This is a genomic window from Rhizobium sp. R634 (assembly GCF_002211305.1).
GTDB lineage: Bacteria > Pseudomonadota > Alphaproteobacteria > Rhizobiales > Rhizobiaceae > Rhizobium.
This window is the reverse complement of sequence record NZ_LOKW01000025.1, coordinates 436,125-458,741: the sequence shown is the minus strand read 5'-3', so window position 1 is coordinate 458,741 and position 22,617 is coordinate 436,125. Positions and strand designations below refer to the sequence as shown.

Genomic DNA, 22,617 nt, shown 5'->3' with positions numbered 1-22,617 from the left:
CTCCGGGCCGGATGACGATCCCGATCCGGAACCGTTTCTTAACCCTGTTCTGTCAAGACTTCGCGGACGATTTGCCTGACCTCAGAGTTTTGCGTGTTCATCATGGCGGTCATAGAAACAGCGGAGAAGATGCTGCCCGCGGGCCTGCGCCCGATCGGCAGCCGGACGCTGCGCATGTTTGCCGCCGTGCTCACCGAACGCGGCGAGAAGGCGGCCGCCCAGCGCATGGCGCTGACGGCCTTTTCGATCCGCATCTTAAGCGCCGCCCTCGCCTTTCTGTCCCAGATCGTGCTCGCCCGGCTGATGGGCGAATATGAATACGGCATCTTCGTCTTCGTCTGGGTGCTGGTCGTGGTCTTCGGCGATCTCTCCTGCCTCGGCTTCCATACGGCGATCGTCCGTTTCCTGCCGCAATACAGGGCTGCCGGAGCCTTCGAGGAAATCCGCGGCCTCACCGGCACGGCGCGCATCTTCGCGCTGCTATCCGGAACGGCGATGCTCGTCGCCGGCATGCTCGGACTGCATTTCTTCGGCGATATGATCGAGACCTATTACCTCGTGCCGATCTTCATCGGCCTGCTCGCCATGCCGATGATCGCGCTCGGCGATATCCTCGAAGGCACCTCGCGGGCCAACCACTGGCCGGTCATGGCGCTGAGCCCCGTCTATATCATCCGGCCGATCCTGATCATCGCCTTCATGCTCGCCGCGATTGCGATGGGCGCGGCGCATACGGCGGTCACCGCCATGCAGGCAGCGCTCGCCGCCACCTTCGTCACCGCGCTTGGCCAGTATGGCGCCACGCTCTACCGCCTTCGCCGGCATTATGACGAAGGCCCGCGCAAGGTCGATTTCCTCTGCTGGCTCAGCGTTGCCTTCCCGATCTTCCTGATCGAGGGCGTCAGCTTCCTGCTGACCAATTCCGATGTCGTCGTCGTCGGCATTTTCCTTCAGCCGCACGACGTCGCCATCTATTTCGCCGCCGCCAAGACGATGGCGCTGGTGCATTTCATCAATTTCTCCGTCAAGGCCGCCTCCGGCCCGCGCTTTTCCTCGATCATCGCCGCAGGCGATCACGCCCAGCTGGCGATCGCCGCCACGGATGCCGCCCGCTGGACCTTCTGGCCGGCGCTCGGCGTCGGTCTCGTCGTGCTCGCGGCCGGCCATCTGCTGCTGTCGCTCTTCGGCGGCGCCTTCACCTCGGGTTATCTCGTCATGGCGATCCTGCTTGCCGGCATCCTTGCCAAGTCGCTGGTCGGCCCGGCCGAAACGCTGCTGATGATGGCGGGCAAGCAGAACCTTTGCGTCGCGCTCTATGCCGGCGCATTGACTGCCAATATCGGCCTCAACCTTGCTCTGATCCCCCATTACGGCATCGAAGGCACCGCCGTCGCCACAGCCTCGGCCATGGCGGTCGAGGCGCTCCTGCTGCATGTCGCCGTGCGCCGCACGCTCGGCATCGTCCTCTTCGCCTTCGCCAGCCCCTCCGCCGCAACGCCAGAAATGAGAGTTCGATAGATGGTGCGCCTGCCCCCCGTCACCGAAAGCACCAACAGTCTCACCAACCGCATGGTGCATGATCTGGCCTCGCTGCATTTCGAAGCACCGCAGGCGGAAGCCCGCGCCGAGATCGGCCGGCCGGGGCGCGAGCTTTGCCTCTATCCCGGCAAGCTCGGCTACGAGCTGCAGGAAGAGCTCGACTTCCTCTCCAACCGGGCGATGGAACCGAACGTCTTCTTCTCCGGCCGCTTCCTCGCGCCCGCCATGCCGCGGCTCGAAGACCGGCAGGTGAATTTCGCTCTGATCCGGGATCACGGCGCCGGCCGCAGCCGCATGCGCTTCCTCATGCCCTTTTCGGTCGACAAGCCCGGCTTTGCCGTCGGCCCCTCGATCATCCGCGGCTGGTCGAACAGCTTCGGCCCGCTCGGCACGCCTCTCGTCGATAGCGAGGATGCCGCCGAAACCCTCGACAATCTCTTCGAGGGATTGACCGCCCCCGACCTCAACCTCCCGACGACGCTGGTTCTGCCGGATCTCAGGCTGAACGGTATCTTCGTGCGCATGGCCAAATCCGTGGCGCTCAGCCGCAACCTGCCGCTCACCGTCACCAACCCCTATCTGCGCCCGATGCTGCAGAGCGAGGAAGAGGCGCCCGCCTATCTCGCCAAGACCATTTCCTCATCGCATATGCGCGAGATGCGCCGCCAGTGGCGCCAGCTGGAGGAGCTCGGAACGGCGGTCTACGCCGTCGCCCGCCAGCCGCGTGAAGTCCACGTCCGCTTCGAGGAATTCCTGGCGATGGAAGCCGGGGGCTGGAAGGGCAAACGGCGAAGCGCGCTCGTCACCGACCGCTATCACACCGCCTTCGCCCGCGAGGCCGTGTCGAACCTTGCCGCCGTCGACGCCGTGCGCATCCACACGATCGATCTCAACGGCAAGGCGATCGCCGCCATCGTCGTCCTGATGATGGGCGGCGAGGCCTATACCTGGAAGACCGCTTACGACGAGAATTATGCCCGCTATTCGCCGGGTAAGCTTTTGATGAGCGAACTCACCGAATGGCATCTCGACGACGCCAATATCGTGCGCTCCGATTCCTGTGCCGTCTCCGACCATCCGATCATGAGCCGCTTCTGGCAGGAGCGTGAAGAGATGGGAACGCTGGTGATCGGGCTGACGCAGAACGGCGACCGCGACATGCGCCAGGTCGCCGCCCAGCTGCACATGTACCGCAGCACCCGCAATATGGCGAAGATGCTGCGCGAGAAGATCATGTCGCTCGCCGGCCGGAGTTGAGGCGTCAGCCGTCGGTTGCCGCCCTCTCGCGCAACAGCCGGCGGATCACCTTGCCTGTCGTGGTCAGCGGCAGCGACTCGACGAATTCCACCTCGCGCGGATATTCGTGCATCGAAAGCCGCATCTTCACCCAATCCCTGATGTCGGCGGCCAGCGCCTCGCTCGGCGCATGGCCCGGCGCCAGCACGATATAGGCCTTGACGATCTCGGTGCGCACGGCGTCCGGTTTGCCGACGGCGGCGGCAAGCTGCACGGCGGGATGGCCGATCAGGCAGTCCTCGATTTCGGCCGGGCCGATGCGATATCCCGAAGAGGTAATGACGTCGTCGTCGCGGCCTTCGAAGGTAATGTAGCCCTCGTCATCCTGGCGGCCGATATCGCCGGTGAGCAGCCAGCCCTTGACGAATTTTTTCTCGGTCGCCGCCTCATCGTTCCAATAACCGAGGAACATGACGGGATCGGGACTGGCGATGGCGATCTGGCCCGGCTCGCCGGCCGGCAGCTCATCACCCGCTTCGCTGACGATCGCGACACGGTGTCCCGGCACCGCCCTGCCGATGGCGCCGGCCTTGGTCACGCCATGGGCAGCGCTCGACGAGAGCACGAAATTGCACTCCGTCTGGCCGTAGAATTCGTTGACGGTGATGCCGAGCGCGCGCCGCGCCCATTCATAGGTCTCGCGGCCGAGCGCTTCCCCGGCCGAACCGATGGTGCGCAGCACCAGATCATATTTCGAGCGTGGATCGGCAACGGACCGCATCAGCCTTAGTGCCGTCGGCGGGATGAAGGCATTGCGCACCTTCATCTCCGCCATGATCCGGTAGGCCATGTCGGCATCGAATTTCTGCGCCGGCGAGGAGACGACGGGAACGCCGAGCAGAAGGCTCGGCAGCAGCGCGTTGAGCAAGCCGCCGGCCCAGGCCCAGTCGGACGGCGTCCAGACCTTGTCGCCTGCGCGCGGAAAACCCTCGTGGGCGAACTGCATGCCGGGAATATGCCCGGGCAGAACACGGTGGCCATGCAGCGCGCCCTTCGGCGGCCCTGTCGTGCCTGAGGTAAAGATCATCAGCGCCGGATCGTTCGGACCGGTCTCGGCGACGTCGAAGACCGAAGGGTGAGCATCCGTAAGCTCGGCAAATCCCAGCGCGTCGTCATTTGCCCCGTCGATGCTGACCACATGTTTCAGCATCGGCAGGCGCTCACGGATCTGCCGGACACGATCGAGACCGAAACCATTGGTGACGACGGCCGCAGCCCCTGCCGCCTTCAGCCGGTATTCCAGCGCCTCGACGCCGAAGAGCAGCGCCAGCGGCAACGCGACCGCGCCGGCCTTGTAGATCGCCACATGCGCGACCACCGTCTCGAAGCACTGCGGCAGGAGCAGCGCGACGCGATCGCCGCGTTCGATCCCGAGCGAAACCAGCGCATTGGCGAAAGCCGAGGAACGGTCGGCGAGCGTGCGGTAGGTCATCGAGCGATGATCGCCGTCCGGGCTGAAATGCTCGAGGCAGACGCGCTCCGGCGCCCGGGCCGCCCAGTCGTCGCTGACGGCACAGCCGATATTGAAATCCTCCGGAATCCGCCAGGAGAAATCACGATAGAGATCGTCATAACGATCATGAGAGGGCAGTTGCATCGTCGGATTCCGGTAAAAAATGCTGCAGCAGCTAACACCTTGCGGCGCCGATGTGCAAGCAGGAGCGCGAAATGGCGCGGAAAACACGGCTTCAGGCGGTCACGGATGATTGTGCACCTGCAGCACAAATTCTTCGTTGTGCTCCCCTGCGACTTCGGCGGCTCCGCACTAGATGATGGAAAGCCGCCGGGGAGCACCGTCAGATTCATCACGGAGTCGTTTCATGGAATACGCAAAATTCGGAAAGACCGGCCTCGAAGTCTCGAAGATCTGCCTGGGCTGCATGACCTTCGGCGATCCCGGCCGCGGCAACCATGCCTGGAGCCTGCCGGAGGAGGAAAGCCGGGCGATAATCCGGCAGGCGATCGACCTTGGTATCAATTTCCTCGACACCGCCAACACCTATTCCAACGGCTCTTCCGAGGAGATCGTCGGCCGCGCCATCAAGGATTTTACGAAGCGCGAGGATATCGTGCTGGCGACCAAGGTGTTCAACCGCATGCGGCCGGGCCCGAACGGCGCCGGCCTGTCGCGCAAGGCGATCTTCGATGAGATCGACAATAGCCTGCGCCGCCTGGGCACCGATTATGTCGACCTCTACCAGATCCATCGCTTCGACTATACGACGCCGATCGAGGAAACGCTGGAAGCGCTGCACGACGTCGTTAAATCAGGCAAGGCGCGTTATATCGGCGCCTCCTCCATGTATGCCTGGCAATTCGCCAAGGCGCTTTACGCCTCCCGGCTGAACGGCTGGACCGAATTCGTCAGCATGCAGGACCACCTGAACCTGCTCTACCGCGAGGAAGAGCGCGAAATGCTGCCGCTCTGCGAGGATCAGAAGATCGCCGTCATTCCCTGGAGCCCGCTTGCCCGCGGCCGCCTGACCCGCAACTGGGACGAGGCGACGGCGCGCAGCGAAACCGACGAGTTCGGCAAGACGCTCTACACCCAATCGGTCGACTCCGACCGCAAGATCGTCGAGGCCGTGGCCGAGATCGCCAAGGCCCGCGGCATCTCCCGCGCCCAGGTGGCTACGGCCTGGATCCTGCAGAAAAGCGCGGTGACCGCCCCGATCATCGGCGCTTCCAAACCGCACCATCTGAAGGACGCCGTCGCCTCGCTGTCGGTCAAGCTCACCGCCGAGGAAATCGCCGCGCTGGAAGCGCCTTATATCCCGCATGCCGTCGCCGGCTTCAAATAATCGCCGGCCCGCTTTCAGCCTTCAAACCACCAGGACAGCTCCCTCCCCGTTGACGCGAAGGGAGCGCTCGGCGGCAGGACGATGGAATTCGAGCAGACGCTGCGAAGCGAACTGGCCGCTCTTTCGCCGGATGGAAAATTCACCGAGATCGTCGAGAGCAACGCCCTCATCGCCTTCCGCGACTGAGCTTATTTCTGATTGCCGTGATTGGGATCGAGCTGGCGGCGCATCGTCACCAGAAATTGCTCGGCAAGCGCTCGGTCCTCGACCGCACGTGCCAGGATGACGGCGCCCATCATCGAGGAGAGCGTGGTGGCGGCATTGGCGCGGCGTTCCTCTTCGCTCTCGCCGGGAACGATATCGGCGAGCGTGTCGACCAGTACGGAGAGCCCGTCGCTGAAGACGGCGCGCACCGCGCCGCGGCTGCGGCTTACCTCCTGGATCAGTGTCGCGAAGACGCAGCTGCCGCCCGGATCGTCGACCGTGCGCCAGTGGATATAGTGGTCGAGCAGTGATTCCAGCGGCCGGTCGGGAGACTGCGCGATATGCTCCTTCCAGCGCGTTTCGACCTTGTCGATCAGCTTGCGGCTGACCTCCAGCGCCAGCTCGTCCTTCGAAGCGAAATGACCGTAAAAACCGCCATGCGTCAGCCCCGCCGCCTTCATGATGTCGACGACGCCCACCCCATCGAAACCGTTCTCGCGAAAGAGCACGCCGGCAACACTCAGGATTTTCTCTCGGTTTTCGGCGAATTTCTCGCGGGTGACCCGCATTTTTCATCTCCGGAAATAGCTGCTTGACAAAATATATGACGTCCATCATCAATAGGCAAGAAATATGATGACCATCATGTAAATCCCGCCTCCGTCTTCCCGACCCTGACTCCGAACGGAATCTCCTTATGGTTTCTACAGCGCTTGCCTCCACCCTTGCCCGGCGCAACATCCACTATGGCTGGGTCGTCGTTGCCGCGACCTTCCTCACCATGTTGGTCACGGCAGGCGCCATGGGCGCCCCCGGCGTGCTCATCAAGCCGCTGCAGGACGAGTTCGGCTGGGAGACGTCGCAAATTTCCTCTGCCCTCGCGATCCGCCTCGTCCTCTTCGGCCTGATGGGTCCCTTTGCCGCCGCCTTCATGAATTATTTCGGCGTCCGCAAGGTCATCGTCTTTGCGCTGGCGCTGGTCGGCGCAGGCTTCATCGGCTCGCTGTTCATGACCAAGCTCTGGCATCTCTTGGCGCTGTGGGGCGTCGTCGTCGGCTTCGGCACCGGCCTGACGGCCATGGTGCTGGCGGCAACGGTTTCCACGCGCTGGTTCGTCAAGCATCGCGGCCTCGTCGTCGGCATGCTCTCGGCAAGCTCGGCAACCGGCCAGTTGGTGTTCCTGCCGCTGATGGCGGAACTCACCGAGCGCTATGGCTGGCGTGCCACCGTCTTTTTCGTCTGCGCCATGATCATGGTCGCGGCCCTGCTCGTCCTTCTCCTCATGCGCGACCGTCCCTCGGATGTAAGTCTGCCGCTGCTGGGAGAAACGCACGTCGCCCCTGCCCCGGCACGCGGCACGCTCAGCGCAGCGCTTGCAACGCCGATCACCGTGCTGAAGGAAATTTCGACAACCTCGACCTTCTGGATCCTCTTTGCCACTTTCTTCATCTGCGGCCTCAGCACCAACGGTCTGATCCAGACGCATTTCGTCACTCTCTGCGGCGATTTCGGCATCGCCCCGGTAGCCGCCGCCAGCGTGCTTGCCGTCATGGGCATCTTCGATTTCTTCGGCACGATCGGGTCCGGCTGGCTCTCCGACCGGTTCGACAATCGCTGGCTGCTGTTTTGGTATTATGGTCTGCGCGGCCTTTCGCTGCTCTACCTGCCCTTCAGCGATTTCAGCTTTTACGGCCTCTCCTTCTTTGCCATCTTCTATGGCCTCGACTGGATCGCCACCGTACCGCCGACCGTCAAGATCGCCGCCGATCGCTTCGGCCGCGAAAAGGCCGGCCTCGTCTTCGGCTGGGTCTTCGCCGGCCATCAGCTGGGCGCCGCCACCGCCGCTTATGGTGCCGGCCTCTCGCGCACCGAGCTTTCGACCTACCTGCCCGCCTTCTTCGTCGCCGGCGCCTTCTGCCTGCTGGCCTCGGTCCTGGCGATCACGCTGAAGAAGTCCGGCCTGACCAACCCCGTACCCGCCGCCGCCCATTGATAACAACGGCATCCGGCCTCGAAAACGACGAGGCCGGATCTCTCACGGGGAACCGCGATAACTTCGCCCGACCGTCTTGCGCGCGCGGGCGCCCGCATGTTAGACAGCCGCCCGTCTGTATCCGTTGCCCCATTGGCGGAATTGGTAGACGCGCTCGACTCAAAATCGAGTTTCGAAAGAAGTGCTGGTTCGACCCCGGCATGGGGCACCAGCCTCCGCTCTGTGAGCTTCGGCTTGGCGGGCCGAAGCTCACAGAGCGGAGGCTGTCGCGCCGTAGTTCCGTCAGGAACGAAGGCGGACGGGTTTCACCCCGCGGCCCCGATCCAGATACGCATACGGATACGGAACGAATTGGCATCCGACTAAAATTACTTATTCTTCAACAGCCATATCTTGCCGGCCATGGTGATGCCGTAGACGTCTTTCGAGACATCGTCGTCCAGGTGCCGCCGCTCGAGGAAACCCGACTCCGTCAACTCCCCCAGCGTCTTTGCCGTGACCGATTTGACTTTCTGCGGCCGCTCTTTCCAGCGGTCGGATTTGGCGTAGGTCACGGTCGCGTTCTGATGCGTCCATTTATTGGCTGGCTGAGGATAAAGATCTCCATCCCTGACGAGTTTGAGTGCAGCGATCTGGGATGGGGTAAGCTCAATCATATTGAAAAATCCTGCGAGGTGTTGGCGTGAGACACGCGCTTTGAACGAAGGCGCGCTCATAGCATCGACGAGTGACTTCCACCACCACATTGCGATAGCGGACCGACGAAAACCCGGCTCGCTGGAACCGGGCTTCGTCTTCATGCCACATACCGTCAATAGCAGCGCCGGACCGTCCTGGTAACCTCGCCGTCCTCTGTCTGGCGGGTGACGCTCCTGGTTTCGCAGCCGTCGTCGCGATGGCGGCGGCGCTCGCGTTCGCGCACCGCGCCGAAGGTGATGCCGCGTTCGCTGATGGTAACGCCCGGTCTCACCCGCTCATGGCGATAGCCGTCGTCATAGGAACGCTCCCTGACATAGACACTGTCGGCGAGAACGGGCGCGGCAAACGAGCAGACGGCAAGCGCCGTCACAGTACAGTTCAGGATGATCTTTCGCATATCGTTTCTCCTTCTCCTGATGAAAGAGCAACGAGACAGGCTACAAGTGGTTCCAACATCGGCGACGGCAGGATTATGGGTGGGCAAGGGAGAAACGCCCGCTTGCGCCAGATTAATTTAGGCGCCGAACAGTCGCCATATCTCGCGAATCAACTGTTTAATTTTGCGTGCACTTCGTCCAAAGTGCGGCCCTTGTCATCCGGAAGGGCCAGACGTGCATCAGGAAGTAGGACTCATAGCAACGGTCGCCGTTAGCTTCGTTTTCGCGGCGATCCTCGGTTACGGCGCCGATCGCCTGCGGCTGCCGCCGCTCGTCGGTTACCTGATGGCCGGCATCCTGATGGGGCCGTTCACGCCGGGTTTCGTCGCCGATACCGCCCTTGCCGGGCAGCTCGCCGAAATGGGCGTCATCCTGCTGATGTTCGGCGTCGGCCTGCATTTCTCCGCCTCCGACCTGCTTGCCGTGCGTGGCCTCGCCGTGCCGGGCGCGATCGGGCGCATCATCCTCGCCACCCTGTTGGGCATCGGTCTCTGCAAGCTCTGGGGCTGGAGCCTCGGCGCCGGCCTCGTCTTCGGCCTCAGCCTGTCGGTGGCGAGTACCGTCGTTCTCCTGAAAGCACTGGAAGAGCGAAACCTCGTCAACGCGCCGAGCGGACGCGTCGCCGTCGGCTGGCTGATCGTCGAGGATCTGGTGATGGTCCTGGCGCTGGTGATGCTGCCGGCGCTCGCCGAACTGCTGGGCGGCCACGCCGGCGAAGCAGTCACTCACGGCCTCGGCGACCTGCCGCTGGCGCTGACGATCGGCCTGACGCTCTTGAAGGTGGCGGCGTTCGCCGCCATGGCGATCTTCCTCGGCCCGCGCATCGTGCCCTGGCTGCTGACGATGATCGCCCGCACCGGCTCGCGCGAGCTTTTCACGCTGACGGTGCTGGCGATTGCACTCGGCATCGCCTTCGGCTCGGCGGCGATCTTCGGCGTCTCCTTCGCGCTGGGTGCGTTTTTCGCCGGCGTCGTCATGAGCGAATCCCAGCTCAGCCACAGGGCGGCCGCCGATTCACTGCCACTGCAGAACGCCTTCTCCGTGCTGTTCTTCGTCTCCGTCGGCATGCTCTTCGACCCCTCGATCCTGGTGCGCCAGCCGGCGGCTGTGCTCGGCGCGCTGGCGCTCATCATCCTCGGCAAGGGCATCATCACCTTCGGGATCGTCATGCTGCTGCGCTATCCGATCGGCATGGGGCTGACCTTGGCCGGCGGCCTTGCGCAGATCGGCGAATTTTCCTTCATCCTCGCCGGTCTCGGCGTCTCGCTCGGCCTCCTGCCGCAAGAGGGCCGGGATATGATCCTTGCCGCCGCGATCCTGTCGATCACGCTCAACCCGCTGGTGATCTTCGCGACCGACAGCCTGAAGAAATACATGCGTTCGAACTGGCCGTCCCTCTGGGAAAACTATGGCAGGGGCCGCCAGAAGGCCCTTGGCGTCGAACTCGAAAAGATCAGGGCGCTCGGCGAAGAGCGCGAGCGCCAGCACCAGCTGAAGATCCAGCAGCTGATCGAAACCTTCCCGCTATTCTCCCAGGTCAATGAGGACGCGCAGGAGGAGCTGCTGCTGCTCTTCAAGGCGAAATCCGCCCCGCCCGGCCAACGCGTCATCCGTCGCGGCGACCGGGGCGACGGCATGTACTTCATTTCATCGGGAGCCGTGGAAGTCCGCCTCGCCAGCGGCGCCATCCGGCTCGAGCCTGGCGCCTTCTTCGGCGAGATGGCGCTGCTGACCGGCGACCGGCGCACGGCCGACGTCATCGCCGTCGATTTCTGCCAATTCGAACTGCTCGAACGGCGCGACTTCAACATGTTCATGTCGCGCCATCCCAATCTGCGCGCCGTCGTCAGCGAGATGGCCCAGAAGCGCACGGAAATGAACGTCCTGCGCCAGCAGTGGGAAAAGTCGATGGATCTGTCCTGAAACCGCAGCCTCAAGCTGCGGCGCGATTCCTCATATCGTCCGCTCAGGAAGAGACCGGCCAATAGGCGTCGGAACGAAAATCAACGGGGATAGGGTCGAGCCGCGACAGCGCGTCGGCGACGAAATCGAGCTGCAGCGACAGGTATCTGAGCGCCGCCGGCATCTGCGCGCCGGTGGCAAATTCCCGGACGCGGGAAACGTGATAGCCGCTTTCGTTGAGCCGCCGCGCGGCCTCCCGGCGGACATCGTCCCGGCTCGGTCCGAAATTGCCCTCGGCCCGGACTTCCATTTGCACGGCCTGCCCACGGTCGCCTTCGATCACTTTGAACATGCTCTCGCCATCCTGCGCGTCCATTCGAAACAGCTTGCCGCAGAATGGCCGATTCGCAATCTCATGAAATCTTGGGAGACGCGCCCGCGCCACGGTTCACGAAATTTTTAAACGACGGTGGCGCGAAGGACACGGGCGAGCATTTACAGTGCCGCGCATGGCCCCTAAAGCTTTTTGCACCGCAACAGGAAGGGAATGGAATGCTCCGCAGACTTTACGACTGGACCATGTCTCTGGCCGCACGCAAATCGGCCGAAGTCTGGCTCGCCGTCATCGCCTTCGTCGAAAGCTCCGTCTTTCTCGTGCCCGCCGATGTGCTTTTCCTGCCGATGGCGCTCGCCAAGCCGGAACGCTCCTATCGCTACGCGCTGGTTGCGACTGTCGCCTCCGTGCTCGGCGGCATCGCGGGATGGGCGCTCGGTCATTACGCTTATGAGGCGGTGGCGCGGCCGGTTCTCGAATTCTACGGCAAGCTCGATGCCTTCGAGCAGATGAAGGCCTACGTCACCTACGAGTGGATCCTGCTGCTGCTTGTCACATCAGGTCTTGCGCATCTGCCGCCGATCAAGATCGTCACGATCCTGTCCGGCGTCATCAACGTCAATCTGGGGCTTTTCATCGTTTCGGCGATTATTGCACGCGGCGCGCGTTTCCTCTTCCTCGCCTGGCTGCTGCGCCGCTACGGCGAGTCGATCCGTGACTTCATCGAGAAGCGCCTCGGCCAAATCGTTGGCATCGGTGCCGGTGCGGTGATCTTGCTCTATGTCGGCTACCGCTCTTTCGCCCACTAGAGCAGTTTCGTTTTTCTTAGAATGACGAAGATGCTCTATTTCTCTAATTTTACGCAAGTCCGGACGCAAAACCGCTTCACACTTTTGCTGGAATTGCCCTAAGCCAAACCTGCGGAGTTCCGCCATGACTGTCACCGCCTCGCCGCTCGCCCGTCCGGGCTTTATCTATTCCATACTGCTCGCGATCGGCATGGCGGCGGTGGTCGGCGCCGCTCTCGGCTTCCAGTACATCGGCGGCTATATTCCCTGCGCGCTCTGCCTGTTGCAGCGCCAGCCCTATTATTATGCTATCCCGATCGCCCTGCTCGGCACCATCTCCGCAATGGTCGGCCTGCCGAACTGGATCACCCGCGCCCTCATTCTCGCAGCCGGCATCCTGATGCTGGTCACCGCGGGCATGGGCGTCTATCACGCCGGCGTCGAATGGCATTTCTGGCCGGGGCCGGCCACCTGCTCGACGACGGCAAACAGCATGATGGGCAATGCCGGCGATCTGCTCACCGAGCTCAATACGATCAAGGGCCCCTCCTGCACCGATGCGGCGCTGAGAGTGCTCGGCCTGTCTTTCGCAGGCTGGAATGTGATCGCAGGAATTCTGCTCGCGGCCTTCGCCTTTGTCGGCGTCCGCAAGGCCGCGTGACCAGGGTCGGTCAGGGCTGCAGTTCGGTATCCCAATAGAGATAGTCGAGCCAGCTGTCATGCAGGTAGTTCGGCGGAAACAGCCGGCCGTTATTGTGCAGATCCTGCACCGTCGGCTGGTAGGGCTTCTGCGCCGGGAACATGCCCGCCTGCTTGGGAAGCTTGCTGCCCTTGCGCAAATTGCAGGGCGAGCAGGCCGCCACGACGTTCTCCCAGGTCGTCTCGCCGCCATGGGCGCGCGGGATGACGTGATCGAAGGTCAGGTCGTCATGGGCGCCGCAATACTGGCATTCGAACCGGTCGCGCAGGAAGACGTTGAACCGGGTGAAAGCGGGATTGCGGGACGGCTGAACATAGGTCTTCAGGCATACGACACTCGGAAGCCGCATCGAAAAGCTCGGTGATGAAACCGAATGTTCATATTCTGCGATGATATTCACACGGTCGAGAAATACCGCCTTGATCGCGTCCTGCCAGGACCATAGCGACAAGGGGTAATAACTCAGCGGCCGGTAGTCAGCGTTCAGAACGAGCGCCGGCAGGGCCTGCGGGGAGACTGCAATCGTCAAGGGACTCTCCTGATCGATTCGGCATCTGCACCTGTATATTAGGCCGGTTGTTACAGGATTGTGAAGTCCAATAAATTCAGAGGATAAAGGCAATTTGAAGAGTGTTGCCGATCAGCCGACCGGCACCATGTCGCGGCGCATTTTCGCGGCGTAATAGGCCCAGAAAAGCCGGGCCGCGACCGAACGCCATGGCGACCAGGCTTCCGCCAGGCGAGCCAGCGCCTTTGCCTGCGGCCGGGCCGCAAGCCGCAAGCCCGTGCCGACGGCATTTTGCAGCGCGACATCGCCTGCCGGAAAGACATCGGCATGGCCGCCGCAAAACATCAGATAGACCTCCGCCGTCCATGGCCCGACACCCTTCAAGGCGGTGAGCTCGGCAAGCGCTTCGCCTGGCGGCTTCAGGCATAGGCCGGAAAGATCGAGGCGGCCGGCGGCAACGGCCTCGGCGATCCGCGACAATGTCTCGGCCTTAGCGCGCGACAATCCGAACTCCCGCCACGCATCGGCATGAAGCAGCGCGTAGCCTTCGGCGGTCAGCGCACCGTCCGCCGGCAGCATCCGCCGCCAGATCGCCTCGGCGCTGGCGCGCGATACCATTTGCGAGACGATGATATGGGCAAGGCCGGCAAATCCGGGCTCGCGCAGCCGCAGCGGAATGGGGCCCGCATCCGCTGCGATCGGGACAAGGCGCGGATCGAGACGAAGCAACGCTTCCACTCCTTGCCTGACATCGTCTTCATTGCGAATGATCTGCACATCGCCTCGCAGTGGTTCCAAACGCGAATCCATGGCAGAAGAAAAGCATGACCACGAGTGAGCGTCAAAAGCCCGTCTTTCGTTTTGCCCCGAGTCCCAACGGACCGCTGCATCTCGGCCATGCCCTGTCGGCGCTGTTGAACCGCGATATGGCTGAGGCCGAACACGGCCGCCTCCTGCTGCGCATCGAGGATATCGATCAGGCACGCTGCACGCCGGAATTCGAGGCCGGAATCTTCAGGGATCTCGACTGGCTCGATATCCGCTGGGAAAGCCCGGTGCGGCGCCAGTCGGAGCACTTTCCCGAATATCAGGCGGCGCTGCATGCGCTGATCGAACGCGGACTGGTCTATCCCGCCTTCCTAACGCGCGGCGAGGTGAAGGCGCGCGTTGCTGCCTATGAGGCGGCGGGGCAAGCCTGGCCGCGCGATCCGGACGGCACCCCGCATTATCCGTCGATCGACCGCGAGCGGCCCGAAGCTGAATGGCGAGACATTCTCGCCTCGGGAAAGAAGCATGCTTGGCGGCTCGATATGCGCAAGGCGCTCGACCTCATCGGCGAACTCCTGTTCTGGACGGAGACCGGCGACGGCAGGACCGGCGAAATCGCCGCAGAGCCCGGGGTCTGGGGCGATGTCATCCTGTCGCGCTCGGACGCCCCATCGAGCTATCATCTTTCCGTGGTCGTCGACGATGCGCTGCAGGGTATCACCCATGTCGTGCGCGGGCTCGACCTTTTCCATGCGACATCGGTGCACCGGCTGCTGCAGGTGCTGCTCGACCTGCCACAGCCCCGCTATCACCATCATCGCCTCATCCTCGACGAAGACGGCCGCAAGCTTTCGAAAAGCGAAGGCGACAGCGGGCTTGGCGAATTGCGTGCCCAGGGCCTGTCAGGGCCCGACATTCGCCGCCTTGTCGGGCTCTGACCGCCTTTCGACGCGCTCTCTGCCGACGATCGAAAGCGTATGCGAGAACATTCGGAAGACGCGGAACTTGATCAGCGCCGCGTTGATCTCCGCTCCGATGATGAAGATGACGCCGACCATATAGAGAAAGATCAGCACGATCATGACGGAGGCGAGACCGGCATAGGTCGCCGTATAATTGGCGAAGGTCGCGAGATAATAGGCAAAGATCAGCGCGCCGGCGAGCCACAGAAGCAACGTCAGCAGCACGCCGGGGATGACGTCGAAAACGCGCCGCTTGCCGGATGGCAGCCAGAGATGCACCACGAGCAGCCCGACGGTCAGCACGACGAGCGTGCCGTAGACGCGCCAGCTGAAGACGATGTCGAGCGTGTCGGCAAACAGCGGGAACCAGCCGCGCGCATAATCGAGGGCGAGCGGCAGGGCGACGAGGAGAATGCTGATCGCCGCGAAGATGATGACCGCGATCAGCACATAGCCGAGGCTGGCGAGGCGGGTGAAATACCACGGCCGCGTCTCCTGCACCCGGTAGGCGCGGTTGAGCGAAATGCGCAGCGCCTCGACGCCGTTCGAGGCGAAATAGGCAGCCGCCAGCACCGAGATCGTCAGCAGCCCGCCGCGCGGAATGGTCAGCACCTGCAGCACCTGATCGGCGAGCGGCTTGGCGATCGCTTCGGGCCAGGTGTCGAAGATCAGGTGGATGGCGGTGGAGGAAAACTGATCGGCGCCGAGGAAGCTTGCAAGCGCGGTGCCGAAGATCAGGAAGGGGAAAACCGCAAGCAGGCTCGAGAGCGCCACATGGCTCGCCATGGCAAAGCCGTCGTCCTCGACCATGTGACAGATCGCGTCATAGACCACGTCATAAGTCGTGCGCAGCACTTTCCGCATTCCGTCTCCGGCTTTCCAGATTGTATCGTCTGGCCGAATATGGGAAACGAGTCCCATTTTGTACAGGAATCATTCCATGGCGGCAGAGCGCACCATCGTCGTGACCGGATGTTCGTCCGGCATCGGCGCTTACTGCGCGCGGGCGCTGAAATCCGATGGCTGGCGCGTCTTCGCGACGGTGCGCAAGGCGGAGGATCTTTCAGACCTGGAAGCCGACGGCATCGAAGCCTTTCTGATGGATTATGCCAGGACCGAGACGATCTCGGAACTGGTCGGAACAGTGCTCGAACGCAGCGGCGGCCGCATCGACGCACTTTTCAACAATGGCGCCTACGGCCAGCCGGGCGCCGTCGAGGACCTTTCGACTTCAGCGCTGCGCGCGCAATTCGAGGCGAATTTCTTCGGCTGGCATGAGCTGACGCGTCAGGTCATCCCGGCGATGCGCAGGCGCGGAGAGGGGCGGATCGTGCAATGCTCGTCCATCCTCGGCATCGTTCCCTATCGCTACCGCGGCGCCTACACCGCCTCTAAATTTGCGCTCGAAGGCCTCAGTATCACCCTGCGCATGGAGCTGCAGGGCAGCGGCATCCATGTGAGCCTGATCGAGCCGGGACCGATCGCGACGCGCTTTACCGCCAATGCGCTCGCCAAGATCAAGGAGCATATCGACCTCGTAAACTCGCCGCACGCGCCCGATTATGCCAGGCAGTTGGCGAGGCTCGAAGGAGCGGGACCGCCCAACCGCCACAAACTTGGCCCGGATGCGGTCTATTCGGTATTGAAACACGCATTGAACTCGAAAAACCCAAGGCCACATTATCCTGTAACGACTCCGGCTAAACAGGGCATGGTCCTGAAGAGGCTGCTTCCGGCAGACCTTTTCTACCGCCTCATGCGATGGACGGACTGAGAAAGCTGAATGCCATGTCCACGGTCACCTATATCCTCGCGATCATCGTCATGGGCGTCGTCGCCCTCGTCCTGATCCGCGGCCTCTTCAACATGATGAAGGGCGGCGATGCCAACCTTTCCAACAAGCTGATGCAGCTGCGCGTCCTGTTGCAGGCGATTGCCGTCATCCTGATCATGCTGACGCTCTGGCTGACCGGCGGCGGCCGTCCGACTTGAGAAAGCATGGAGCGGGGATTTGATGAAACGCGCAAATAAATCCTCCCTCATTCCTGTGCTTGTCACAGGAATCCAGCCACGGCGCGTCCGCGCCGTGAATGACTACTGCCTGCCATTGAAAACGTATTCCGCGCCCAAAGACTTGGGCGCACTGGATTCCTGTGACGAGCACAGGAATGAGGGAAGCGAGACGAGCGCCGGCTTGAGGAAGCGCCCCGACGCGGTATGCGTCATTATGCCGGGGCGAGTTTGGCGAGAAGCCCAACCCAACCCTCCGTCATCCTCGGGCTTGACCCGAGGATCAATCCTCCTAACCGCTGACGGATACGGTGTGGATGCTCGGGTCAAGCCCGAGCATGACGGAGGTTGGGGACACGCAACAGCTTTCCCCTCAATCGGCGGTGCTGCATGGTGAAACTCAACAAGATCTACACCAAAACAGGCGATGACGGCACGACCGGCCTGGTTTCCGGCCCGCGCCGCACGAAGGACGACCTGCGCGTCGAGGCCTACGGCACGATCGACGAGGCCAATTCGGCGATAGGGCTCGCGCGGCTGCACACGGCCGGCCTGCCCGATCTCGACGCCAAGCTGATGCTGATCCAGAACGATCTTTTCGATCTTGGCGCCGATCTCGCCACGCCCGATACCGGTGAGCCCCCGGCCTATGAGCCGCTGCGGATCGTCGAGACGCAGGTCGATCGCATCGAGCGGGATATCGACCGGCTGAATGCCGGATTGGAGCCGTTGAAATCCTTCATCCTGCCGGGCGGAAACCCGGCCGCCGCGCATTTGCACCTTGCCCGCACGATTGCTCGCCGCGCCGAGCGTCTGATGGTGGCGCTTGCCCGCACCGAGGGCGAGATCGTCGGTGCGTCTGCGATGAAATACGTCAATCGCCTTTCCGACTTCCTCTTCGTCGCCGCGCGTCATGCCAATGATCATGGCCGCGCGGATGTGCTTTGGGTTCCGGGAAAAAACAGATAGGCTCGCCCCCGATCACGATCGCCGGGGGGCGCCTGCATGTTCATACCATTTCACGATGCCAATACGCTCAAACACATCAAGGTTCAGTGGGTGACGCTCTCATTGATCGCGCTGAATGTCGCGGTCTGGCTTCTGACTGCCCTGGAAAGCGAACAGGCAGCCCAGGCGACGACGGTCGGGCTCGGTTACATCCCGGCGATCGCCTTCGGCCATGCGGTGCTGGCGCAGGGCCTCGAAATCGTGCCGGAGCCGCTGACCTATCTCACCTATGCCTTCGTCCATTCCGGCTTCTGGCACCTGGCTTCCAACATGATCTTCCTCTGGGTCTTCGGCGACAATGTCGAGGACGCGATGGGGCATCTGCGCTTCCTGATCTTCTACCTCGCCTGCGCCGCCGCCGGCGCGCTCTGCCACGGTCTGCTGGGCACGACGTCGGAAGCGCCGCTGGTCGGCGCATCGGGGGCGATCTCCGGCGTCGTTGCCGCCTATGTCATGCTACATCCGCGCGTCAGGGTCTGGGTGCTGGTCTTCTTCCGCGTGCCCTTGCCGCTGCCGGCCTTCATCCCGCTGCTTTTATGGATTGGCCAGCAATTCCTCATGCTGGTCATCGCTTCCGGCGGCGATGTTTCCTGGGGCGCCCATGTCGGCGGCATCCTTGCCGGCGCTCTTCTGATCCTCGTCATGCGCCGGCCCGGGGTGCCACTCTTCGACCGGCAGATCGTGACGCCCCGCTCCGTGAGAAACGAACCCGCAACCGGTCCGACTGTCGCTGCCGGCCCGGATGGGCGCACGGTGCAGCGCTTTCCCTGGGGCCGGCGCTGACTGCGATATTGACGTAGACGTAAACGTCCATATATTGCCGGCAAATTGCCTGTCGGCGTCATGGAACCGTTGAATTTGGAGGAAAAACGCGTATCCATGTCGCCATTCGACAATCGGAGCGGCGCCCGAGCGCGCATTTTCCCTACAGCCTCGCTGAAGCCAGTTCTCTCTTGAAGGAAGGACCCCATGAAGATTCTCGTCCCAGTCAAACGGGTTGTCGACTACAACGTGAAGATCCGGGTGAAGCCGGACGGCACGGGTGTCGAGCTTGCCAATGTGAAGATGTCGATGAACCCGTTCGACGAGATTTCGGTGGAAGAGGCGCTGCGGCTGAAGGAGGCCGGCAAAGCGGAAGAGGTTGTGGTCGTGTCGATCGGCCCGGCCAAGGCCGAGGAGACGCTGCGGACGGCGCTCGCCATGGGCGCCGACCGGGCGATCCTGGTCGAGACCGACGATCAGGTCGAGCCGCTCGCCGTCGCCAAGATCCTGAAAGCAGTCGCCGATGCCGAACAGCCAGGCCTGATCATCGTCGGCAAGCAGGCGATCGACGACGATTCCAACCAGACCGGCCAGATGCTGGCGGCCCTGCTCGGTTCTGCCCAAGCGACCTTCGCCTCGAAGATCGAGATCGGCGATGGCAAGGCGACCGTGACCCGCGAGGTCGATGGCGGCCTGCAGACGATCGAGATCAAGCTGCCGGCAGTCGTCACCACAGACCTGCGGCTGAACGAACCGCGTTATGCCTCGCTGCCGAACATCATGAAGGCGAAGAAGAAGCCGCTCGACAAGAAGAGCCCGGCTGACTTCGGCGTCGACACGACGCCGCGGCTGAAGGTCTTGAAGACCGAGGAGCCGAGTGGCCGCAAGGCGGGCGTCAAGGTCAAGTCGGTGGCCGAACTGGTCGACAAGCTGAAGAACGAAGCCGGCGTGCTGTAATCGGGCAGGAACAGGAGCAACTATCATGACCATTCTTCTTCTGGCCGACCATGACGGCAATCATCTCTCCGACCAGACCGCCAAGGCGCTGACGGCAGCAAGCCAGATCGGCGGCGACGTGCACGTGCTGGTCGCCGGCAAGGCCGCCAAGGCCGCGGCCGATCAGGCCTCCAAGCTTTCCGGCGTCTCGAAAGTGCTGCTGGCCGAAAGCGATGCGCTTGCCAACAATCTCGCCGAGCCGCTGGCCGATCTGATCGTCTCGCTCGCCGGTTCCTACGACACGATCCTGTCTGCCGCCACCTCGGTCGGCAAGACCGTGCTGCCGCGCGTCGCCGCCCTGCTCGACGTCGCCCAGATCTCCGAAATCATCGAAGTCGTCTCATCCGATACCTTCAAGCGGCCGATCTATGCCGGCAACGCCATCCAGACGGTGCAGGCAAGCGATGCGAAGAAGGTGATCACCGTGCGCACCGCCTCGTTCGCTTCGGCGCCTGAAGGCGGCTCGGCCGCTGTCGAGGCGATCCCGGCCATCTCCGATCCGGGTCTGTCGCGGTTCGTCTCCGATGCGCTGTCGGCCTCGGAACGTCCGGAACTGACGTCGGCGAAGATCATCATCTCCGGCGGCCGCGCCTTGGGTTCGGCGGAGAAGTTCAAGGAGGTCATCCTGCCGGTTGCCGACAAGCTCGGTGCCGCCGTCGGCGCCAGCCGTGCGGCCGTCGATGCCGGTTATGCTCCGAACGACTGGCAGGTCGGCCAGACCGGCAAGGTGGTCGCCCCCGATCTCTACATTGCCGCCGGCATCTCCGGGGCCATCCAGCATCTGGCCGGCATGAAGGATTCGAAAGTGATCGTCGCCATCAACAAGGACGAGGAGGCGCCGATCTTCCAGGTCGCCGACTACGGCCTCGTCGCCGATCTCTTCGACGCACTGCCGGAATTGCAAAAGGCGCTCTGAGCGGCCTCCATGCTTTTCTTTCGCACTTGCGAATGACAGGAAAATTGTCTTTTATCTGCTGCCGGGCGATCTTTCGTCCGGCAGTAATGCTAAAATAATCGGCAACGCGGGGGCGATTGCCGAGCGGGGGTTTGGAGATGAGTGCGGTGTTGAAGAATATTGGTATCATCGGTGCCGGCCAGATGGGCTGCGGCATCGCGCATGTTTCGGCCGCCGCGGGTTACAGGGTTCACATTTACGATCTCTCCCAGGACCGCATCGAATCCGGCCTCGCCACCATAAACGGCAATCTCGCCCGGCTGGTGACGAACGGCAAGATGACCGACGAGGAGCGCAAAGCGACCTTGGCGCGCATCAGCGGCTCCTCCGATGTCAACGATCTCGCTCCCTCCGATCTCGTCATCGAGGCCGCCACCGAGGACGAAAGCGTCAAGCGCAAGATCTATACGCAGGTCTGCCCGGTGCTGAAGCCGGAGGCGCTCCTCGCCACCAACACGTCTTCCCTTTCTATCACCCGGCTGGCAGCCGCCACCGACCGCGCCGAGCGCTTCATGGGCATACATTTCATGAACCCGGTTCCGGTCATGAAGCTGGTCGAGCTGGTGCGCGGCATCGCCACCGACGAAAAGACCTTTAGCGCCGCCAAGGAATTCGTCGCCTCGCTGGAAAAGACGGTCACCGTCGCCGAAGACTTCCCGGCCTTCATCGTCAACCGCATCCTGCTGCCGATGATCAACGAGGCGATTTATACGCTTTACGAAGGCGTCGGCACGGTCGATGCCATCGATACGGCGATGAAACTCGGCGCCAACCACCCGATGGGACCGCTCCAGCTTGCCGATTTCATCGGGCTGGACACCTGCCTCTCGATCATGCAGGTGCTGCATGACGGCCTGGCGGATTCGAAATACCGTCCCTGCCCGCTGCTGGTGAAATATGTCGAAGCCGGCTGGCTCGGACGCAAGTCCGGCCGCGGCTTCTACGACTATCGCGGTGAAGTGCCGGTCCCGACCCGCTAAAGCATGGCCCGCAAAAGTGGGCAGCGGTTTTCTCAGGCAAAGCGCGAAGCGCTTTTGCCGCAACGACATGCCTGAAAATAAAAACTAAAGCGCGGGGAGCGAATCTGAAAGATCGCGACGGGCTTTCGACTATCACTAGAAAGGGCGAGTGGACCGAACGCCCGCGACATGCTTTCCTTGCCGGGAACGGGAGGAAACGCCATGTCGACCGAAACACCCATGTTCCTGCTGCAATGCTGCGTCCTTATCGGAATTGCGGGCGTTTTCCTCATCAGAGGAGACGGCGACTGAGCAATATCCTTACGAGCCGATCGCGCCCTTGATCAAAGCCTTGGCGTCCTCGCTGTCCCAGGCGGCCGGGCCATTCATGGCGGAGATCAGGCAACCCTTCTCGTCGAGCAGCAGCGTCACCGGCAGGCCGAAGGCAAGACCTTCCTTCTTCAGGCTGTTGAACACCCCGATCGTGTTGTCGCGATAAAGCTGCAGCGCATCGACGCCGATTTCGTTCAGGAAAGTCTTCGGCTTCTCGTCGTCGCCGGTGTCGATATTGACCGGCACGACCTGGAACTTGTCGCTTCCCATCTCCTTTTCCAGCGCGTTCAGGACCGGCATCTCTTCGCGGCAGGGCACGCACCAGGTGGCCCAGAGATTGAGAAGCACGGTCTTGCCTGCGAAATGATCGAGCGTCAGCGGCTTGCCGTCGGGGCCGTTGAAGGATACCGCCGTCAGCTTGCGCGGCTCGTTGGCCGCCACCATGGCAGCAACCTGCCCCTTCATCAGCGGCGTCAGATTGGCGGCGCGCTCCTTCGCCAGCGGGCATTCGGCCGAAGCGCTGCTGCCGATGCCATTGCCAATCCCCGCCTCCTTCACGTATACCGCTGCCGCACCGGCAATAACGCCCGCGACGGCGGCAATTGCGATCAGTTTTACGGACGGCAGGCCGAAGGGTTTTTTCGTCGTCATTTCATTCTCCAG

24 protein-coding genes, 1 tRNA gene and 1 pseudogene are annotated in these 22,617 nt (G+C 62.7%); 17 read left to right on the top strand and 9 right to left on the bottom strand.

Annotation, left to right across the window (positions count from 1 at the left end; translation table 11 throughout):
- Positions 1 to 102: 102 nt before the first annotated feature.
- Positions 103 to 1,518: a lipopolysaccharide biosynthesis protein gene (locus ATY77_RS25210; RefSeq protein ID WP_088689337.1), complete on the top strand. Its 1,416-nt coding sequence runs from the start codon at positions 103 to 105 to the stop codon at positions 1,516 to 1,518.
- Positions 1,519 to 2,796 (top strand): GNAT family N-acetyltransferase, encoded by a 1,278-nt coding sequence (locus ATY77_RS25205; RefSeq protein WP_088689288.1) that lies wholly within the window; start codon positions 1,519 to 1,521, stop codon positions 2,794 to 2,796.
- Between the two features lie 4 nt (positions 2,797 to 2,800).
- On the opposite strand, the gene ATY77_RS25200 is transcribed toward ATY77_RS25205, so the two are convergent.
- Positions 2,801 to 4,432, bottom strand: a complete 1,632-nt coding sequence (locus ATY77_RS25200) for an AMP-binding protein (RefSeq protein ID WP_088689287.1) — start codon at positions 4,430 to 4,432, stop codon at positions 2,801 to 2,803.
- A 223-nt stretch (positions 4,433 to 4,655) separates the two neighbouring features.
- Here ATY77_RS25200 and ATY77_RS25195 point away from each other — a divergent pair, with 223 nt between their 5' ends.
- Both ATY77_RS25195 and ATY77_RS25190 read left to right on the top strand, forming a co-directional pair.
- Positions 4,656 to 5,636, top strand: coding sequence for an aldo/keto reductase (locus ATY77_RS25195; RefSeq protein WP_088689286.1), 981 nt, complete (start codon positions 4,656 to 4,658; stop codon positions 5,634 to 5,636).
- 39 nt (positions 5,637 to 5,675) lie between these two features.
- Positions 5,676 to 5,822: pseudogene (locus tag ATY77_RS25190) on the top strand (class I SAM-dependent methyltransferase); the annotation flags it as partial.
- Positions 5,823 to 5,824: 2 nt separating this feature from the next.
- Here ATY77_RS25190 and ATY77_RS25185 read toward each other — a convergent pair.
- Complete coding sequence (locus ATY77_RS25185; RefSeq protein ID WP_088677674.1) at positions 5,825 to 6,409, bottom strand: TetR/AcrR family transcriptional regulator; 585 nt, start codon at positions 6,407 to 6,409, stop codon at positions 5,825 to 5,827.
- 128 nt (positions 6,410 to 6,537) lie between these two features.
- Here ATY77_RS25185 and ATY77_RS25180 point away from each other — a divergent pair, with 128 nt between their 5' ends.
- Positions 6,538 to 7,833, top strand: coding sequence for an MFS transporter (locus ATY77_RS25180; protein WP_088689285.1), 1,296 nt, complete (start codon positions 6,538 to 6,540; stop codon positions 7,831 to 7,833).
- A 126-nt stretch (positions 7,834 to 7,959) separates the two neighbouring features.
- A tRNA-Leu gene (locus tag ATY77_RS25175) sits at positions 7,960 to 8,044 on the top strand.
- A gap of 157 nt (positions 8,045 to 8,201) precedes the next feature.
- Here the strand turns inward: ATY77_RS25175 and ATY77_RS25170 are convergent.
- A complete protein-coding gene (locus tag ATY77_RS25170; RefSeq protein WP_088689336.1) occupies positions 8,202 to 8,489 on the bottom strand; it encodes a hypothetical protein in 288 nt (95 codons plus the stop codon).
- A 155-nt stretch (positions 8,490 to 8,644) separates the two neighbouring features.
- Positions 8,645 to 8,929 (bottom strand): hypothetical protein, encoded by a 285-nt coding sequence (locus tag ATY77_RS25165; RefSeq protein ID WP_088677672.1) that lies wholly within the window; start codon positions 8,927 to 8,929, stop codon positions 8,645 to 8,647.
- Positions 8,930 to 9,143: 214 nt separating this feature from the next.
- Here ATY77_RS25165 and ATY77_RS25160 point away from each other — a divergent pair, with 214 nt between their 5' ends.
- Positions 9,144 to 10,892: a cation:proton antiporter gene (locus ATY77_RS25160; RefSeq protein ID WP_088689284.1), complete on the top strand. Its 1,749-nt coding sequence runs from the start codon at positions 9,144 to 9,146 to the stop codon at positions 10,890 to 10,892.
- Positions 10,893 to 10,935: 43 nt separating this feature from the next.
- On the opposite strand, the gene ATY77_RS25155 is transcribed toward ATY77_RS25160, so the two are convergent.
- Positions 10,936 to 11,223 (bottom strand): hypothetical protein, encoded by a 288-nt coding sequence (locus ATY77_RS25155; protein WP_088689335.1) that lies wholly within the window; start codon positions 11,221 to 11,223, stop codon positions 10,936 to 10,938.
- Between the two features lie 200 nt (positions 11,224 to 11,423).
- Here ATY77_RS25155 and ATY77_RS25150 point away from each other — a divergent pair, with 200 nt between their 5' ends.
- Together ATY77_RS25150 and ATY77_RS25145 are read left to right on the top strand one after the other, a co-directional pair.
- Positions 11,424 to 12,014, top strand: a complete 591-nt coding sequence (locus ATY77_RS25150) for a YqaA family protein (RefSeq protein WP_088677669.1) — start codon at positions 11,424 to 11,426, stop codon at positions 12,012 to 12,014.
- Between the two features lie 124 nt (positions 12,015 to 12,138).
- The gene (locus tag ATY77_RS25145; RefSeq protein WP_088689283.1) at positions 12,139 to 12,654 is read left to right on the top strand and encodes a disulfide bond formation protein B; all 516 of its coding nucleotides are present in this window, start codon (positions 12,139 to 12,141) and stop codon (positions 12,652 to 12,654) included.
- A gap of 10 nt (positions 12,655 to 12,664) precedes the next feature.
- Here ATY77_RS25145 and ATY77_RS25140 read toward each other — a convergent pair whose 3' ends face one another.
- Positions 12,665 to 13,222: an HNH endonuclease gene (locus ATY77_RS25140; RefSeq protein WP_004671754.1), complete on the bottom strand. Its 558-nt coding sequence runs from the start codon at positions 13,220 to 13,222 to the stop codon at positions 12,665 to 12,667.
- Positions 13,223 to 13,333: 111 nt separating this feature from the next.
- The gene (locus ATY77_RS25135; protein ID WP_088689282.1) at positions 13,334 to 14,011 is read right to left on the bottom strand and encodes a DNA-3-methyladenine glycosylase; all 678 of its coding nucleotides are present in this window, start codon (positions 14,009 to 14,011) and stop codon (positions 13,334 to 13,336) included.
- Positions 14,012 to 14,025: 14 nt separating this feature from the next.
- On the opposite strand from ATY77_RS25135, the gene gluQRS reads away from it, so the two are divergent.
- Positions 14,026 to 14,907 (top strand): tRNA glutamyl-Q(34) synthetase GluQRS, encoded by an 882-nt coding sequence (gluQRS, locus tag ATY77_RS25130; protein WP_088689281.1) that lies wholly within the window; start codon positions 14,026 to 14,028, stop codon positions 14,905 to 14,907.
- Here gluQRS and ATY77_RS25125 read toward each other — a convergent pair.
- The gene (locus ATY77_RS25125; RefSeq protein WP_088677665.1) at positions 14,872 to 15,795 is read right to left on the bottom strand and encodes a YihY/virulence factor BrkB family protein; all 924 of its coding nucleotides are present in this window, start codon (positions 15,793 to 15,795) and stop codon (positions 14,872 to 14,874) included. The genes gluQRS and ATY77_RS25125 overlap by 36 nt on opposite strands.
- Before the next feature lie 76 nt (positions 15,796 to 15,871).
- Between ATY77_RS25125 and ATY77_RS25120 the strand changes: the two genes are divergently transcribed.
- The 7 genes from ATY77_RS25120 to ATY77_RS25085 all read left to right on the top strand — a co-directional run bounded on the left by ATY77_RS25120 (position 15,872) and on the right by ATY77_RS25085 (position 21,642).
- Positions 15,872 to 16,705 carry an SDR family oxidoreductase gene (locus ATY77_RS25120; protein ID WP_088689280.1) on the top strand — a complete coding sequence of 278 codons (834 nt, stop codon included), beginning with the start codon at positions 15,872 to 15,874 and terminating at the stop codon, positions 16,703 to 16,705.
- A gap of 14 nt (positions 16,706 to 16,719) precedes the next feature.
- Positions 16,720 to 16,923: a twin transmembrane helix small protein gene (locus ATY77_RS25115; RefSeq protein ID WP_088677727.1), complete on the top strand. Its 204-nt coding sequence runs from the start codon at positions 16,720 to 16,722 to the stop codon at positions 16,921 to 16,923.
- A gap of 408 nt (positions 16,924 to 17,331) precedes the next feature.
- Positions 17,332 to 17,910: a cob(I)yrinic acid a,c-diamide adenosyltransferase gene (locus tag ATY77_RS25105; protein WP_088689278.1), complete on the top strand. Its 579-nt coding sequence runs from the start codon at positions 17,332 to 17,334 to the stop codon at positions 17,908 to 17,910.
- A 36-nt stretch (positions 17,911 to 17,946) separates the two neighbouring features.
- Positions 17,947 to 18,732, top strand: coding sequence for a rhomboid family intramembrane serine protease (locus ATY77_RS25100; protein WP_088689277.1), 786 nt, complete (start codon positions 17,947 to 17,949; stop codon positions 18,730 to 18,732).
- A 186-nt stretch (positions 18,733 to 18,918) separates the two neighbouring features.
- Positions 18,919 to 19,668: an electron transfer flavoprotein subunit beta/FixA family protein gene (locus tag ATY77_RS25095; RefSeq protein ID WP_088689276.1), complete on the top strand. Its 750-nt coding sequence runs from the start codon at positions 18,919 to 18,921 to the stop codon at positions 19,666 to 19,668.
- Between the two features lie 25 nt (positions 19,669 to 19,693).
- Complete coding sequence (locus tag ATY77_RS25090) at positions 19,694 to 20,623, top strand: electron transfer flavoprotein subunit alpha/FixB family protein (RefSeq protein WP_088689275.1); 930 nt, start codon at positions 19,694 to 19,696, stop codon at positions 20,621 to 20,623.
- Between the two features lie 137 nt (positions 20,624 to 20,760).
- A complete protein-coding gene (locus ATY77_RS25085) occupies positions 20,761 to 21,642 on the top strand; it encodes a 3-hydroxybutyryl-CoA dehydrogenase (protein ID WP_088677658.1) in 882 nt (293 codons plus the stop codon).
- 300 nt (positions 21,643 to 21,942) lie between these two features.
- Here the strand turns inward: ATY77_RS25085 and ATY77_RS25080 are convergent, their stop codons facing one another.
- Positions 21,943 to 22,605 (bottom strand): TlpA disulfide reductase family protein, encoded by a 663-nt coding sequence (locus tag ATY77_RS25080; RefSeq protein ID WP_088689274.1) that lies wholly within the window; start codon positions 22,603 to 22,605, stop codon positions 21,943 to 21,945.
- Positions 22,606 to 22,617: the final 12 nt, after the last annotated feature.